This is a genomic window from Nocardia sp. NPDC050406, from assembly GCF_044459025.1.
Taxonomy (GTDB): Bacteria; Actinomycetota; Actinomycetes; order Mycobacteriales; family Mycobacteriaceae; genus Nocardia.
Genome location: NZ_JBITIM010000001.1, coordinates 409,429 through 424,514, shown reverse-complemented (window position 1 = coordinate 424,514; position 15,086 = coordinate 409,429). Strand labels below are relative to the sequence as shown.

Below are 15,086 nucleotides of genomic sequence, written 5' to 3'. Positions count from 1 at the left end.
TGTAACGAACTTTGCGGTTTCGTGATGTGCCTTACATGCCCGCCGATGACGCACTCACCGCCCAACTCGCCAGCGCCGCGCGACAATTCGGGACGGAAGAGACAAATCAGGCGAACAGGGTGCGTGTGCTGTACCCCGGCAGCGACGAACCCACCATGGCCGCCACCCACCCCGGCGGCGGCGACCCCCTCGACGAAATCACCGCCGGAACCACCATCGACGAATTCGACCTCGTCCTCCCCCTCGGCCACGGCGCCTTCGGCAAAGTCTTCCTCGCCCGCCAACACGCCATGCAACGCTACGTCGCCGTCAAGATCTCCCGCGACAACAGCCGCGAATCCCAAACCCTCGCCCAACTCGACCACGACAACATCGTCCGCATCTTCGACCAACGCCAACTCGGCGACTCCGGACTGCGGCTCATGTACATGCAATACGTCCCCGGCGGCACCCTCGACAACCTCCTCGGCCTCCTGCGCCGCATCCCCGTCGACAACCGCTCCGGCGCCGTCCTTCTCGACGCCGTCGCCGCCGCGGCCGTCGGCGGCGCCCTCGAAACCCACTCCGCCGCCACCCGCGCCGAACTCACCCGCCTCAGCTGGCCCGAAACCGTCGCCTGGCTCGGCAGCCGACTCGCCCGCGCCCTCGACTACGCCGACAGCTGCGGCGTCCTACACCGCGACATCAAACCCGCCAACATCCTGCTCGCCGCCGACGGCCAACCCAAACTCGCCGACTTCGGCATCAGCTTCAGCCGCGCCCTCCCCGGACACAGCCCCGCCGCCTACTTCGGCGGCTCCCTGCGCTACATGTCCCCCGAACAACTCGAAGCCTGCCACCCCGACCTCCACAAAAGCCCCGCCGACCTCGACACCCGCAGCGACCTCTACGCCCTCGCCGTCGTGCTGTGGGAACTGCTCACCGGACGCCTACCCTTCGACGACGACGACCACTTCGGCGAATCCGGCACCGCCCTCGACCGCATGATCGCGCTACGCCGCCGACCCATCAACACCCGCTTCGAAGCCGACCTCCCCCGCGACTGCCCACCCGTACTACGCCACGCCCTACTCACCTGCCTGTCCCCCGACCCCGCCGCCCGCTTCCGCCGCGGCGACGAATTCGCCCACCAACTCGACCTCGCCCTCGACCGCACCGCCCGCGACCTCGTCGACCCACCCGACAGCAGCATCCGCGCCCGCTTCCGCATGAAACCCATGCCCGTCGTGACCCTGTCCAGCGCCCTGGGCCAACTCCTCGCCGGGTACTACCTGCACGCACACAACACCAATGTCCTCGCCCACGACCTCACCCCCGCCCAACGCGACCAACTCACCGACCTCGCCTTCGCGCTCGCCCTCGTCGCCTACCCCGCCGGAATCGCGATCCTGCTCTACTGGTGTCGCCGCGTCATCCAAATCCCCTACGGCCTGCGCCGCGGCCGCCACTACGACGAAGACACCCTCGCCCGCGCCCGCGCCGACACCCTCGCCTGCGGCGACCGCATCGCCGTCGTCGCCTGCGGCGGCTGGACCGTCACCCTCGCCGTACTGCTGACCTACCTGATGACCGTCACCGAACTGTCCACCGGCGTACTCGTCAACATCATCGCGTCGAGTCTCGTCGCCGCCGCGCTGGCCGTGTCCTACACGTACTTCCCCGTCACCTTCTACGTACTGCGCTGGTACTACCCCGGGCTCCTGGAACGCGGACACACCGCCCGCCACGACCGCGCCCGGATACGCCGCGTAGCCCGCCGCAACCGCGCCTACCTCGCCGCCGCCACCACCGTCCCCCTGGTCGGCGCGGCCGCCGGACTCGCATTCCTGCCCGCCGCACAACAACAGGCCGCCATCGGCTCGGTCATCGCGCTGTGCCTGGGCGGATGCTTCGGAGTCGCGGTGTCGCTCTACATCTTCCACGCGCTCTCCGCGGACCTCGCCGCCTTCGAACGACTGCTCACACGGTCGGGCGAGAGGTAAACAGAACGGCCGTCGCCGAGCCCACACGGGTTCGGCGACGGCCCCTGGGTCAAAGCGCTACCGGCGCGCGAAAACCGCTTCGTCGCAAGCCTTCACCAGCGCCACCAACTCCGCGCCCTCGGCCGCGCTCAACACCGCGAACGCCGGATCGATGAGCTCACCGGTGATCTGCTCCGCCTGCTCCCACCGCCGCGTCAACTCCGGACCGACCTCCTCGAACGGCTCCGCCCACCCGAACAGAAGCGCCTGCTGCGCACCGGAATTCAACGGCGAACCCTTCACCAGCACCGCCTGCAACGGCGTCAAACCCGCCGACCGCACCGCCATCAGATGCAACCCGCCGCGCAACTCGCGCAGCGCGTGAATCAACTGCAACACCCGACCCGGCGCATCCGCCGCCAACGGCATCGCCCGCCACCCCGCGAACAAGGCGACACCGGCCGAATCCGCCGCCGCCACAACCGCTTCCAACAGCGCCGCCAATCGCTCCGACTGCTCGAACCCGGCCAGCTTGCGCCGCCCGAAATCCTGACACGCCCCCAAATAACCCTCCGCGCCCTTCGCCGCGGGCACCGACGCCGTCGCCTCCCACGCGGCCCGAATCGTCACCGGATTGAAGAACCCGAACGCCGCGCTCACCACATCGGCGTCCACATCGCCGAGCACCCCGCCCCGGCCCCGCGTGTACCCGCCCATGAAGCCGTCCACACCGGTACTCGCCGCGAACTCCCGCGCCTCCCGGGAGAACATGAATCCTCCACCGATGCGCTGAATCTCATCACTCACCGCGGCCGCGACCGACATATCCGAACCCTTCCCAACGACAGCACTGTCCCTCCGAGACTATTTCACCCTGCCGCGCGTACCGTCCACAGGTCCGCCCACACACCGGAAACCAGCGCTCCCGGATGCGAAAGATTCGCCGCCCCAGCATCTTTCGCCGCACCAGCCCTCGCCATATGCTGAACTATCGACGGAAACCCCTGTCGCCCAACGTGCCTGCCCTCACACGGCGACACGAACGCACTACCAATTAGATCGGCTAACCTTCTCGCGGTGCTAGGACATTCACACGCGACCAGCGGCGCACTAGCCTGGTCGGCCGCCGCCGCGGCGCTCCCCCTCACCCTCATCACCTACCCCGCCATGCAGACCGGCACCATCGGCGCCGTCGACCTCGTGATGGGCACCTTCCTCACCGCCGGAGCCGCCCTGCTCCCCGACGCCGACCACCCCAACGGCACCATCTCCCACGTACTCGGCCCCGTCTCGCACTACGCCTGCCGCCTCATCTCCTGGATCTCCGGCGGCCACCGCCACGGCACCCACTCCCTGCTCTTCGTCGCCGCCGTCACCTACGGCACCTGGGCCGGAGAACACTGGATCGGCCGCAACTTCACCCTCGCCCTCGTCTTCTTCCTGCTCGCCCTCGCCGTCCGCGCCCTCAACCTCGCACCCACCGGCGACAGCGTCAAAGCCTGGGGCACCGTCGTCGTCCTCGCCACCTGCGGCACCTTCGCCATCGACCACTGGATCAGCGACAAACCCGCCTGGCTACCCTTCTGCGTCGGCCTCGGCGCACTCGCCCACCTCGTCGGCGACTGCCTCACCGAACGCGGCTGCCGCCTGCTGTGGCCCCTCAAGGTGCGCACCCGCTTCCCGATCATCGACCGCACCGGCAACAAGATGGAAACCCTTGTCGTAGTGCCACTTTTCGTCCTCGGCACGCTCGCCCTGCTCTGGTACACCATCACCCACCAGCCCTAGCGAAAACGGCATCTCGCCACCGCGACCACACCCCCGTGCCATATCGTTGGCACCGCAACCCCACGGCGACAACAGGAAAGGCGACCACGCATGGCGGAGCGCGAAGAACTCACCTGGCAGCTGTTCGGCGACGCCAGCCGCGACCTGGCCCACACCATCGCCGACGACGGCTTCGAACCCGACCTCATCCTGTCCATCGCCCGCGGCGGACTCTTCGTCGCCGGAGCCCTCGGCTACGCCCTCGACGTCAAGAACCTGCACGTCATGAACGTCGAGTTCTACACCGGCGTCGACCAGCGCCTGGACATGCCCGTCATGCTCCCGCCCGTCCCCGCCCCCATCGACCTCGCGGGCGCGACCGTCCTGGTCGCCGACGACGTCGCCGACACCGGCAAAACCCTCAAACTGGTCCGCGACTTCTGCGCCGACCACGTCGCCGAGGTGCGCTGCGCGGTCATCTACCAGAAACCGCACTCCGAGGTCGACTGCGAATACGTGTGGAAGCGCACCGACAAGTGGATCAACTTCCCCTGGTCGGTGCTGCCGCCCGTCATCACCCGCGAAAAGCAGGTCCTCGACGCCTGAGCGCGCCGAAAGCCAAGGGGCCCGGAACCATTCGGTTCCGGGCCCCTCGCATCAGGTTCGCGGGCCCGAGCGGGCCCTCGACGGAAAACTCAGACCAGCTCGGCCGACAGGATCGTCACGGCCTCGACCGGCACATCCTGATGCCCGGCCTTGGAACCGGTCCGCACACCCTCGATGGCATCCACCACGTCGGTGCCCTCGACCACGCGACCGAAGGACGCGTAACCCCAGCCGTCCTGGCCCGGGTAGTTCAAGAAGTCGTTGTTACCGGTATTGATGAAGAACTGGGCGCTGGCCGAATGCGGATCCATGGTCCGCGCCATCGCCACCGTGTACTTGTCGTTCTTGAGACCGTTGTTCGCCTCGTTCTCGACACGATTCGGCGCGGGCTTCTGCGCCATGTCGGCGGTCATCCCGCCACCCTGGATCATGAAGCCCCGGATCACCCGGTGGAACACGGTGTCCGTGTAGTGGCCCGCCTTGACGTAGTCGACGAAATTCGCGACGGTCTTGGGCGCCTTGGCCTCATCGAGTTCCAGGGTGATATCCCCGGCGGAGGTCTTCAGGAGCACTTTGGTCATGCGAGCCATCCTATGGGAGGGTCCACTCCCCTCTTCTCGGGGCCGAATAGTGATGGGCTGGAACGCTGGTTTGTCGAGGTGGTGACCCCAGGATCGGTCTTGCATGGAATACATGTCTAGATGCGCATATTCCCATTTTCTAATCACATCTCATACAACTCCAATGGCAGCCCGTCAGGGTCGGCGAAGAACGCGAACCGCTTGCCCGTGTACTCGTCGACGCGGATCTCCTCGGTGCGAATTCCCCGCTCCCCCAGCTCCTTCAGGGCCGCGGCCACATCCGGTACGAGGAAGGCCAAGTGCCGTAGGCCCGCCGCCTCGGGCCGTGAGGGCCGAGGCGGCGGATCCGGGAAGGAGAACAGCTCCAGCTGGCCACCGTCGGGCAGCGCCAAATCCAGCTTGTACGAGCGCCTTTCGGCACGATAGTGCTCGGCAAGGACCCGCAGGCCGAGCACCTCGGTGTAGAACGCCTTCGACTTCTCGTAATCCGACGCGATGAGCGCCACGTGATGGATCCGCCGCAGTTCCATACGCGCGACGCTATCCCACTCCCCTCCCCCACCGGGGTCAGGACACATTGCCGCCGATACTGAATTGCGCACCCGTCGGATCCGCGACGGCCACCATGCGCCCGAACGGCGTATCCATCATCGGCGCGACCACCGAACCGCCGAGCTCCACCACCCGCTGGGCCGCCTTCTCGACATCGTCGGCACCGAAGTAGACCCGCCAACATCCGTGCGCGCCCTCCGGCAGGAAGGTGTGCGCGTCGAGCACCCCACCCAGCATCGGCGTCTCGGAATGGATTGTGGTGTAACCGATATCACCCTCCCCCGGGATCGCCATCCGGAACGGGTCCTGCCAGTCGAACACATCCGTGTAGAAGGTGAGCGCGGCATCGTAATCGGGGGTGTGCAGCTCGAACCAGGTCGGCACGCCCGCGTGGCCGGTCCAGTGCCCGCCCGAAGCGATCCCGATCGTCTCGAAACCGCGGTGCGCACCGGACTGCCACAGCCCGACGCCCGCACCGGTGACATCACCGATCACCGCCATCGCACCCAGATTCCCGACATCCATCGCGGGCACCTCGATCGTGCCGCCTTCGGTCACCGCCTTCGCCGCGGTCGCCCGGGCGTCGTCGACCGACAGATACACCGTCCACTGATCGGGCGCCGCGTCATCGCCTTCGGCCTTCCCCATCCCACCGGCTACGGCCTTACCGTCCTTGCGGAAGGTGATGTAGCCACCGAACTCCTCCCCCGCACGCTCGGCCGTCCACCCGAACAGCTCGCCGTAGAAGGCGATACTGCGCTCCGGATCAGCGGTGTACAGGTCGATCCAGATCGGATCCCCGTGCTTGAAAGTAGGCAGGTCAGTGGTCATAGCGAGCTCCTGAAGGGCAGGGAAAGACAGACACTGTGTAGACGAACCCGGCCGACGGAACTCATCGGCCGACCGCACCCCTCCTCTCCTCATTGCGCTCTTTGTTCCAGTATCGATCGGGACCGCCCCCGTGACATGAGGCGGACACATAGTTAGATGCGCATATTTCCATGTAGGTATTTTAGAAACTTGCTTGTGCCTGTCCACTGCGGAAGTCACCCCGGCCTTAACGGCTCAGCACCGCCGATGCCGCTGCCAACGTCATTGCCGTGTAGGAGCTCCCGAAGAGGACGACGTGGACGAGGAGCGGGTGCAGTTGGTGGAGCGGAATGCGTTGGGGCCAGCCCGCTTTCAGCGGGGAGCACTCCTGGTACGCGTCGAGGATGCGGTCCAGGTGGGGCGCGCCGAAGAGGGCGAGCATGGCCAGATCGGTTTCGCGGTGGCCGCCGTGGGCGGCCGGGTCGATGAGCATGGCGCGACCGTCGGTCCAGTGCAGATTGCCCGACCAGAGGTCGCCGTGGATGCGGCTGGGTGGTTCCGACGGGCCCGCGAGGTCGTCGATGCGGTGCATTACCGATTCGATGAGACGGACGCCGTCGTCGCCGAGGTGTGGCGCGGCGGCGGGCAAGTACGGTGCCAGGCGGCGTTCGGCGTACCAGGTCCCCCACTCCCCCGTCGACGGCGAATTGTCCAGGGGCAGTGTGGCTATGCGGCCGGGCCAGGGCGCGCCGAAGTATTCCGCTCCCGCGCTGTGCAGTGTCGCGAGATCACGCCCGAAGCGTTCGGCGGCGGCGGGCGAGGCGGAACCTGGGGGCAGCCAGGGCAGGACGAGCATGCGGTCGTCGGCCGCGACGACCCGTGGCACCAGCTCGCCGGGATCGGCTTCGGCGAGCCAGCGCAGACCGGCGACTTCCGCGTCGAAGACACCACTCCCCTCCCCCACGGCCGATTCGTCCAGGGCTTTGACGAAAACCGCTCGGCCGTCGGCGAGTTCCGCGTGGTGAAGTGTCCAGGCGTGGCTGTGTCCGGTCGCGCGGAGCCGGACGGCCGGGGTTCCTACCAACTTCTCCACGTGGGCGGCGACGTCCATGAACGACATTCTGCCGTTTGTCCGATCAGGTGGTCGGCACGGTGATTCGTTCGCGGAGCAGAGTGGCGGTGGCCGGGTCGGCGGGGAAGAAGGCTTCGATGGCGAGTTCCGCGACGGTGACGTTCATCGGCGTGCCGAAGACGGTGGTGATGCTGATGAAGGCGAGGTCGTGGCCGTCGAGGCGCAGGCGCAGCGGTACGACGGCCTGGTCGGGATCGGGCAGGCCGGGGTGGTCTTCGCCGCCCGGGTAGGCGCGGAGTTCGTCGCGCAGGTCGGCGAGTTCGGGTGAGCCGCTGACGTCGATCTGGCGTTGTAGGCGTTCGAGGATGTGGCCGCGCCATTCGGGGAGGTTGGTGATTCGTGGGGCGAGGCCCTTGGGGTGCAGGCTGAGGCGCAGCGCGTTGACGGGTTCGGCGAGCAGGCTCGGGTCGACGCCATCGAGGAAGAGCGCGATTCCGGCGTTGGCGTCGACCATGTTCCAGTTGGCGTCGACGGCGAGGGCGGGGTGGGGCTCGTGGCCGGTGAGTATTTGGCGCAGGGCGGTCCGAATGGGTTCCATGGCCGGGGTGTCCAGTGCGGGTTCGGTGTAGACGGGGGCGTATCCGGCGGCGAGGAGCATGCGGTTGCGTTCGCGCAGCGGGATGTCGAGTTCCTCGGCGAGGTGCAGGATCATGGCGCGGCTGGGGGTGGCGCGTCCGGTTTCGATGAAACTGAGGTGCCGCGTAGAGGTTTCGGCGCGACCGGCCAGTTCGAGCTGGCTGAGGCGCCGGGTCGTGCGCCACTGTCGAAGAAGATCACCTGCGGTCTGCGTTGCCATGCCCCTGATCGTACGAATTCCGAAGCACCACAACCATTACCCGCGAGGTTATGCCCGCCTCCCGCACCGGGCCGCGGGTCTGGACAGCCGATCAGGGGGAACTGGTGGCGGCTACGTGCGAGAGCGGAACGCCACCAGTTCCCCCTCGTGGGTTGCGGCGCGACCCCCGTCGTGGGTTAGTGGGCTGGGGTGCGGTGGGTGGCGAAGGCTTCGAGGGTGGTGGGTGGGTGGCCGCCGTACTGTTCGATGGTGGGGGTGGTTTGGTAGCGGTTTGTGCCTTCGCCGAGGAGGCGGAAGATCTCCCAGAGTTTGGTGAGGTGGTCGGCGGCGTGGGGGCTGCGGTAGAAGTCGAGGGCCCAGCGGTGCCAGGTGGCGGGGTCGGTGTCGCGGTAGGTGCGGCCGAGGGCGCGGGCGGCGTCGCCGATGGTTTGGACGTCGCCGGTGAGGAGGAGGACGGGGTCGCAGGGGCGCTGGGGGTCGGCGAGGAGTCCGGCGGCCACGCGGGCGACGTCGGCGGCGGCGACGAGGGGTAGTTCGGTGTGTTCGGGGCCCATGGGGAGAGTGAGGAGTTCGCCGTCGCCGGTGTCGGCGATGCGGGCGAGGTTTTCGTGGAAGACGGCGGCGCGTAGGTGGATCGCGCCGATATCGGCCCAGTCGAGGATTTGTTCGGCGGCCCAGTGTTGGCGCATGCGCGGGGTGAGGGCTTGGGGTCCGGCGGCGAGTTGGGAGATGGCGACGACGCGTTCGACTCCGGCTTCGTGGGCGGCGACGGCGAAGGCTCCGGTGGCTTCGAGGAAGCCGTCGATGACGGGGTAGGTGAAGTAGGCGCGTTGGATGCCGTGCAGGGCGTCGCGGGTGGTGTCGAGGTCGCGCAGGTCGCCGACGACGACGTCGGCGCCGAGGGCGCGCAGGGTGGTGGCGCGTTCGTCGTTGGTGTGGACGAGGGCGCGGACGGGGATGCCGCGGCCGAGGAGTTGGGCGGTGAGGTGTCTGCCGGTGGATCCTTGGCGTCCTCCGGCGGCTCCGGTGACGAGTACTGGCTCCATTGTTCAACGGTACGGCCGTGGGTCTTGGGGCACAGGACGATTCGGGCAATGTGCCGGTCGGTCGGCATGGCGGGCGATCGGGTCGGCTGCTTGGGTGGTGTCGCCACCGCGTTGCGCAGACCCCTACTCGGCATCGTGTGCGTGTTCGCTGTGGGGGTTAGGGCGTTGTCGGACAGCAGGTTTCGTGTGGCCGCGATGGTGAAAATGCTACCGAGGTAGGACGACAACGCCGCTGGGCTGTGGAAGGGTGGACGGGCATGAAGACGATCCTGATCACGGGGGCGACGTCAGGAATCGGTTTGGCGGCCGCGCGGCAGCTCGGCGCGCAGGGGCATCATCTGATTCTGGTCGGTCGCAATCCGGAGAAGTTGGCCGCCACCGCCGAGGCGGTGCGGGCGGCGGGTGCGGGCGGGGTGGACACGCTCGAATGCGATATGAGTTCGCAGGCCCAGGTGCGTCGGCTGGCGAAGACGGTGCAGGCGAACTATTCCCGGCTCGATGTGCTGGCCAACAACGCGGGCGCGTTCCATATGCGCCGCACCGAGACCGAGGACGGTGTGGAGGCGACGTTCGCGGTGAATCATCTCGCGGGGTTCCTGCTCACCGAGTCGCTGTTGGATCTGTTGCTGCACTCCTCCCCCGCGCGCATTCTGTTCACCTCGTCGGTGATGCATTTCGGGTCGCGGCTGGATTTCGACGATCTGGGGTTGCGCGAGGGGTACAGCCCGCAGCGGGCCTACGGGGCGTCGAAGTTGGCGAACATCCTGTATGTGCGGGAGCTTTCGCGGCGGTTGGAGGGTACGGGCGTGACCGCGAATGCCTTCCATCCGGGCGCGGTGGCGACGAATATCTGGGACAACGCGCCGGTGATCGTGCGTCCGGCGATGGCGTTGCTGAAGCGGATTTTCATGATCACGCCGGAGCAGGGCGGTGAGACGCTCACGTATTTGGCGACCGACCCGCTGGTGGTGGCGGTGTCGGGGTGTTATTTCCAGCGCAATCGGGTGAAGACGCCCGGCCGCGCCGCGCAGGACGACGAGGCCGCGCGGCGGTTGCAGCGAGCGTGTGAGGAACTGGTCGGGTTGTCGTGAGGGGCGTCAGAGTTCGCGGATGACGCGGCAGGGGTTGCCCGCGGCGAAGACCTTCGCGGGGATGTCGCGGGTGACGACGCTGCCCGCGCCGATCACGGTATTCGCGCCGATGGTGATGCCCGGGCAGACGATGACGCCGCCGCCGAACCACACGTTGTCGCCAATGGTGATGGGGGCGGCCGATTCCCAGCGTTGCCGTCGCCGTTCGTGGTCTTCCATGGGGTGCAGCGCGGTGAGGAGTTGGACGCGGGGTCCGATGGAGACGTCGTCGCCGATGGTGACGGGTGCGCAGTCGAGGATGATGGCGTCGTAGTTGAGGAAGCTGTTCGCGCCGATCCGGATGTGTGAGCCGTAGTCGCATTGGAAGCGCGGCATGATCCAGGAGCCTTCGCCGATCGCGCCGAGCAGGTCTTCGAGGACGGCGCGGCGTTGCTGGTCCTGCCCCGCGCCGGTGGCGTTGAACGTGTCGAGGAGGCGTTGGCAGCGCTGGCGTTCGGCGACGAGTTCGGGGTCGTTGTCTCGGTAGAGCTCGCCGCTGAGCATGCGCTGTTTGTGATCACCCATGGGTCCATCCTGGCGGGTGGCGCGGATCTTCCGGATTCGGGTGGTGTATCGGCTGGTCGCGGCGCTGGAGTCGCGGGCGGCGGGGTGGGTTTGCCGGGCGGTGGCCGACCCTTGCACTTGCGCGCGGCGGGCGAGCCCGTCAGAGTGCGGGTTTGGTCGGGTCGTGGGTTTCAGGGAGTGCCCGGCCGCGAGACGAGGTGAGTGATGTTCGAGGAAGCCGCCCGCAAGACCGGGGCGTGGCGTGGGAAAAAGTATGTGGCGCTGGGGAGTTCGTTCGCCGCCGGTCCGGGTATCGCGCCGCGGGTGCCGGGGTCGCCGCGGCGGGCGGGGCGCTCGCGCGGGAACTATCCGCATTTGGTGGCGGCGGCGGCCGGGTTGGAGTTGACCGATGTGACGTGCAGTGGGGCGACGTGTGCACATCTGCTGCGTGAATCGCTGTTCGGGTTGCCGCCGCAGTTGTCGGCGGTGGGGGCGGATACCGATCTGGTGACGGTCACCATCGGCGGCAATGACATCGGGCTGACGCCGTATCTGTTGGCGCGGCGGGCTCCCGCGCCGGTGCGGTTGTTGCCCGCGGTCGCGCGGGCCGCTGACGCGGAGGCGGCGTTGGGGCGGTTGGCGGGTGTGGAGGATCGGCTCGTGGAGGTGTTGGAGGCCGCGCAGGCGCGGGCTCCGTGGGCGCGGGTGCTGGTGGTGAACTATCTGTCGGTGCTGGGTCCGCCCGGTCCGCGTGACGGCGCGGTGGATCGCACGTATCGGGCGTTGGCGGAAGGTCTTGCGGCGCGGACCGTCTCGGCGGTGGAACGCACCGGCACGGAGTTGATCGATGTGCGCACCCCTAGTCTGGCGCATCCGCCGGGTAGTGCGGAGGCGTGGACGTTGGACTTCTTCGTGCCGATTCCGGGTCGCCGGTACCAGGGTGCGCCGTGTCATCCGACGGAGTCGGGGATGGCGGCGACGGCGGCTTTGGTTCTGGACCGGTTGATCACCGTGCCGCCGGTGCGTTGAATCGCGGGTGATCGCGCGGTGATGGATCGGTGATGGCGTGGCGGCGGTGTGGCAGTGGCGTTCTGGTATCACGGAATGGTGAAAATCGGGTTCTCTCTTCCGCAGCACGGCGCGCAGGCGCATCAGGCGACCGAGGTGGCGCGGTTCGCCGCCGAGGCCGAGCAGGCGGGGGCGGACAGTCTCTGGGTGGGTGAGCGGCTGCTCGCGGCGACGAATCCGAAGGTCGGCTACGCGGGCAAGGACACCATTCCCGACGAATTCAATGCGGTGCTGGACCCTTTCGTGCTGCTCGGTATCGCGGGCGCGGTGACCGAGCGGGTGCGGTTGGGTACGAATGTGCTGATCGCGCCGCTGTATTCGCCCACCGTGCTGGCGCGTTCGCTGACCACGATCGATGTGACCAGTGGCGGGCGGCTGGTGCCGGGCTTCGGAATCGGTTGGTCGCCCGAGGAGTACGAGGCGGCGGGGGTGCCGTTCGCGCGGCGCGGGGCGCGGTTGGACGAGATTCTCGATGCGTTGGAGGTCATCTGGACCAGTGACCCGGCGAGCTATCGGGGCGAGTTGGTGACGGTGCCGGAGCATCGCAGTGAGTTGAAGCCGGTGCGGCGGCCGCGGGTGCATCTCGGGGCGTTCGGTGCGGCGGGGTTGGCGCGAATCGGGCGGCGCGCGGACGGGTGGTTGCCGGTGGTGCCGGTGCCGGGGCCGCCCGCGTGGGGACAGCAGTTGTTGAAGATGCGGGCGGTGGTCGATCGGGCGGCCGAGCAGGCGGGGCGCGATCCCGGCACGATCGATACCGTGGTGCGGGTGAATGTGGCGGCGGGGACGGAGCCGGAGCTCATCGCGAAGGCCATCGAGCAGGTGGCGGGCGAGACCGGGTTCGATGATTTCTTCGTCGACATGATGTACATCGCGGATTCGGTGGACGGCATGCTCGATACCGCGATCGGGCTGTTGGATCGGTTGCGCGGCTGAGCGAGTCGTGGCGGTCGAGCGCTGCGGAGGAGCCCGTCTGCTCGGCTCTCCGCGCGGCGGGGTTGCGCGTCTACCGGCGCGCTGCCGAGCGGGACATGTTCCAGCCCCGCCACGGATCGTCCTCGAGGTCGGCGAGGATCGGGTTCACCACCTTCGAGCGCAGCGGTTCGGGCAGGCGCTCGGCGGCCGGGAGCACATCGGCGGAGAGCTGACTCAGATACCAGGTGTCGAGCCGCTCACCCGCCTCCCAGCTGTCGATATTGCGTTCGGCGACAAAGCGTTCCGGGTTGAGGATGGCCAGCACCAGCAGTGTCGCCGCGCCCGCGCCGACAGCGGCGCGCGGCAGCCAGTGGTGGCGCAGACGCACCAGGCTGGCCAGCAGCAGCAGGTACAGCAGCGCGATCCACAGCTCGAACACCTCGACCAGCAGTCGCATGACGGTGAAGCCGTAGGCCTGCTGATAGAGCCACATGCGTGAGAGCGCCGACGCCACGATCACCAGGGTCAGCAGGCTCACGGCGGTGAGGGCGATCCGCAGCCAGGTGCGGTCGGCGGTGGACTCCTGCGCGGCCAGCCGCTGCACCACCGCGATGACCGCGAGGGTCAGGATGCTGACGATCGACAGCTGCCAGAAGCCGCTGCGCGCGTACTCCGCGTAGGTCAGATCCGAGGTGCGCTGCACATAGCCGTCGCCGCCGAACAGCACCGCCAGCTGGGTGGCGACGAACACCGCGAACAGCGCCGTCAACGCGCCGACCGGCAGACCCCACTCCACGCGCGACAGGCGACGCGACACCGACGCTGCGCCAGGGGATTTCGCCGGAAGCGGCGGACCCGCGAGCAGATACAGCGCACCCGCCACGCCGAGCGCCCCGAACGGGAACAGCACCGCCCAGCGCCGCACCTCGTCCATATCCAGCGCGGGAACGACACTGTCGACCAAGGTCGCGAACACCGCGTCGGCACCGGCCAGCAGCGGAACGAAGACCACCAGCAGCAGCACGGTCACGCCGAGCGACCACCACACCCGCTGATTCGACGACATCCGCGTCTGCCGCACCCGCTCCACCCCTCGGTAGAGCCACGGTATGGCGGTCAGGGCGGCCACTGGCACCGCACACATATCGAAGAACACGCCGTGCACCGAACGCCGCACCACCGCGAGCGATCCGGCCACCATCGCCGTCAGCAGACAGCAGACGAACAGCCACTCCGCCGCCCGGAACGTGCCGACCGCGAGCAGCGCCAGCGCCAACGCCGACCACCCGATGCGCGCCCAATCGCGGGTGAATGGAGAGGGATTGGCGGAAGGTACGGACTCCGCCTGCTGCGGAGTCGTGGCAGGCGCGGACTCCGCAGCGGACATCGACTCCGCTCCGGAAGTCGTCGACTGCGCTGCGGGGTCCGCCGATGTCGCAAGGCTTGGCGACGTCGTTGCCTCGGCCTCTTGATCCGCAGGGTTCGCGGGCTCAGCGATTGCCGATGCCTCGCTCAAGGCCTGGTCGGAAGAGTCAGCACCGGAGGTGGATTCGGCGGAGATCTCCGCCGGGGTTGTCGAGGTTTCGTCATCGGTCTGCGCCGAGTCGGATGTGACGGCGGGAACCGTCGCACCGTCGTCGGCGGCCGATGGTGACTCGGCGGCTGGCTGGTCGGATGTGTCGGCCTGTGCGGTGGGGTCGCTCGGACGATCGTTTGTAGCGGAAGCGGAAGCAGCAGCCGTCGCGGCGGGAGCGGCCAGAGGCTCCGCCTCCTCTTCTGTCGTCTTGGCTTGCGCGGTGGACATATTCGCGTCGGGCGTCGGCTGGTGCGCGACTGGTGTGCGCCCTGCCCGGTAGTGCACGGCCACAATGGCGGCCGCGGCGACCAGACCGAAGAGGAACCAGCCGATACCGGGGCGGTCGGCGGGAATCAGGAGCGCGGCGGCGATACCCGACGCGGCGGTGGCCGCGAGGACACCATTCGGGAAGGCCACGCGCATCGAGCGGGGCGGCTGGCGGACCGGCTGGGACCCCTTGGCTATGAGCAGACCGCCCGCGACCTGGGTTGGTGCGGGAGTGGGTGGTGTTGCGGGAGGCGGGGTTACCGCCTCGGTGAGTGAGGTTTCGGGCATGGAATCGGCTCCATCAGGGTGTGCGGGATCCGCCCGGTACGCGGGCTGAACCGTTATGGGGCGAAATGGTCGGTGCTCGGTGTGGTCGGA

General features: G+C 68.1%; 15 protein-coding genes. 6 read left to right on the top strand and 9 right to left on the bottom strand.

Annotated elements, in window-relative coordinates; all coding sequences use genetic code 11:
• Positions 1-119 precede the first annotated feature (119 nt).
• Positions 120-1,982, top strand: a complete 1,863-nt coding sequence (locus ACIBH2_RS01910) for a serine/threonine-protein kinase (RefSeq protein ID WP_397112385.1) — start codon at positions 120-122, stop codon at positions 1,980-1,982.
• Between the two features lie 57 nt (positions 1,983-2,039).
• On the opposite strand, the gene ACIBH2_RS01905 is transcribed toward ACIBH2_RS01910, so the two are convergent.
• Positions 2,040-2,786, bottom strand: coding sequence for a hypothetical protein (locus ACIBH2_RS01905; RefSeq protein ID WP_397112383.1), 747 nt, complete (start codon positions 2,784-2,786; stop codon positions 2,040-2,042).
• A 252-nt stretch (positions 2,787-3,038) separates the two neighbouring features.
• Here ACIBH2_RS01905 and ACIBH2_RS01900 point away from each other — a divergent pair, with 252 nt between their 5' ends.
• Both ACIBH2_RS01900 and ACIBH2_RS01895 read left to right on the top strand, forming a co-directional pair.
• Entirely contained in the window at positions 3,039-3,749 is a 711-nt protein-coding gene (locus ACIBH2_RS01900) for a metal-dependent hydrolase (RefSeq protein ID WP_397112381.1), read from the top strand.
• A 90-nt stretch (positions 3,750-3,839) separates the two neighbouring features.
• On the top strand, positions 3,840-4,334 hold the full coding sequence (locus ACIBH2_RS01895; protein WP_397112379.1) for a phosphoribosyltransferase: 495 nt from the start codon (positions 3,840-3,842) through the stop codon (positions 4,332-4,334).
• A gap of 89 nt (positions 4,335-4,423) precedes the next feature.
• On the opposite strand, the gene ACIBH2_RS01890 is transcribed toward ACIBH2_RS01895, so the two are convergent.
• The 6 genes from ACIBH2_RS01890 to ACIBH2_RS01865 all read right to left on the bottom strand — a co-directional run bounded on the left by ACIBH2_RS01890 (position 4,424) and on the right by ACIBH2_RS01865 (position 9,251).
• The gene (locus tag ACIBH2_RS01890; RefSeq protein ID WP_397112377.1) at positions 4,424-4,915 is read right to left on the bottom strand and encodes a peptidylprolyl isomerase; all 492 of its coding nucleotides are present in this window, start codon (positions 4,913-4,915) and stop codon (positions 4,424-4,426) included.
• 143 nt (positions 4,916-5,058) lie between these two features.
• Complete coding sequence (locus ACIBH2_RS01885; RefSeq protein ID WP_397112375.1) at positions 5,059-5,445, bottom strand: VOC family protein; 387 nt, start codon at positions 5,443-5,445, stop codon at positions 5,059-5,061.
• A 37-nt stretch (positions 5,446-5,482) separates the two neighbouring features.
• Positions 5,483-6,298, bottom strand: coding sequence for a VOC family protein (locus tag ACIBH2_RS01880; protein WP_397112373.1), 816 nt, complete (start codon positions 6,296-6,298; stop codon positions 5,483-5,485).
• A 226-nt stretch (positions 6,299-6,524) separates the two neighbouring features.
• Positions 6,525-7,388 (bottom strand): fructosamine kinase family protein, encoded by an 864-nt coding sequence (locus tag ACIBH2_RS01875; RefSeq protein ID WP_397112370.1) that lies wholly within the window; start codon positions 7,386-7,388, stop codon positions 6,525-6,527.
• 25 nt (positions 7,389-7,413) lie between these two features.
• Positions 7,414-8,205 (bottom strand): helix-turn-helix domain-containing protein, encoded by a 792-nt coding sequence (locus tag ACIBH2_RS01870; RefSeq protein ID WP_397112368.1) that lies wholly within the window; start codon positions 8,203-8,205, stop codon positions 7,414-7,416.
• A 176-nt stretch (positions 8,206-8,381) separates the two neighbouring features.
• Positions 8,382-9,251, bottom strand: a complete 870-nt coding sequence (locus ACIBH2_RS01865; RefSeq protein WP_397112365.1) for an NAD(P)H-binding protein — start codon at positions 9,249-9,251, stop codon at positions 8,382-8,384.
• Between the two features lie 257 nt (positions 9,252-9,508).
• On the opposite strand from ACIBH2_RS01865, the gene ACIBH2_RS01860 reads away from it, so the two are divergent.
• On the top strand, positions 9,509-10,342 hold the full coding sequence (locus ACIBH2_RS01860) for an SDR family NAD(P)-dependent oxidoreductase (protein WP_397112362.1): 834 nt from the start codon (positions 9,509-9,511) through the stop codon (positions 10,340-10,342).
• Between the two features lie 6 nt (positions 10,343-10,348).
• On the opposite strand, the gene ACIBH2_RS01855 is transcribed toward ACIBH2_RS01860, so the two are convergent.
• Positions 10,349-10,906: a sugar O-acetyltransferase gene (locus ACIBH2_RS01855; RefSeq protein WP_397112360.1), complete on the bottom strand. Its 558-nt coding sequence runs from the start codon at positions 10,904-10,906 to the stop codon at positions 10,349-10,351.
• 204 nt (positions 10,907-11,110) lie between these two features.
• Here ACIBH2_RS01855 and ACIBH2_RS01850 point away from each other — a divergent pair, with 204 nt between their 5' ends.
• A complete protein-coding gene (locus ACIBH2_RS01850) occupies positions 11,111-11,914 on the top strand; it encodes an SGNH/GDSL hydrolase family protein (protein WP_397112357.1) in 804 nt (267 codons plus the stop codon).
• Between the two features lie 75 nt (positions 11,915-11,989).
• Positions 11,990-12,886 carry a TIGR03619 family F420-dependent LLM class oxidoreductase gene (locus ACIBH2_RS01845; protein ID WP_397112355.1) on the top strand — a complete coding sequence of 299 codons (897 nt, stop codon included), beginning with the start codon at positions 11,990-11,992 and terminating at the stop codon, positions 12,884-12,886.
• A 70-nt stretch (positions 12,887-12,956) separates the two neighbouring features.
• On the opposite strand, the gene ACIBH2_RS01840 is transcribed toward ACIBH2_RS01845, so the two are convergent.
• On the bottom strand, positions 12,957-14,996 hold the full coding sequence (locus ACIBH2_RS01840; RefSeq protein ID WP_397112353.1) for a DUF4153 domain-containing protein: 2,040 nt from the start codon (positions 14,994-14,996) through the stop codon (positions 12,957-12,959).
• Positions 14,997-15,086 lie beyond the last annotated feature (90 nt).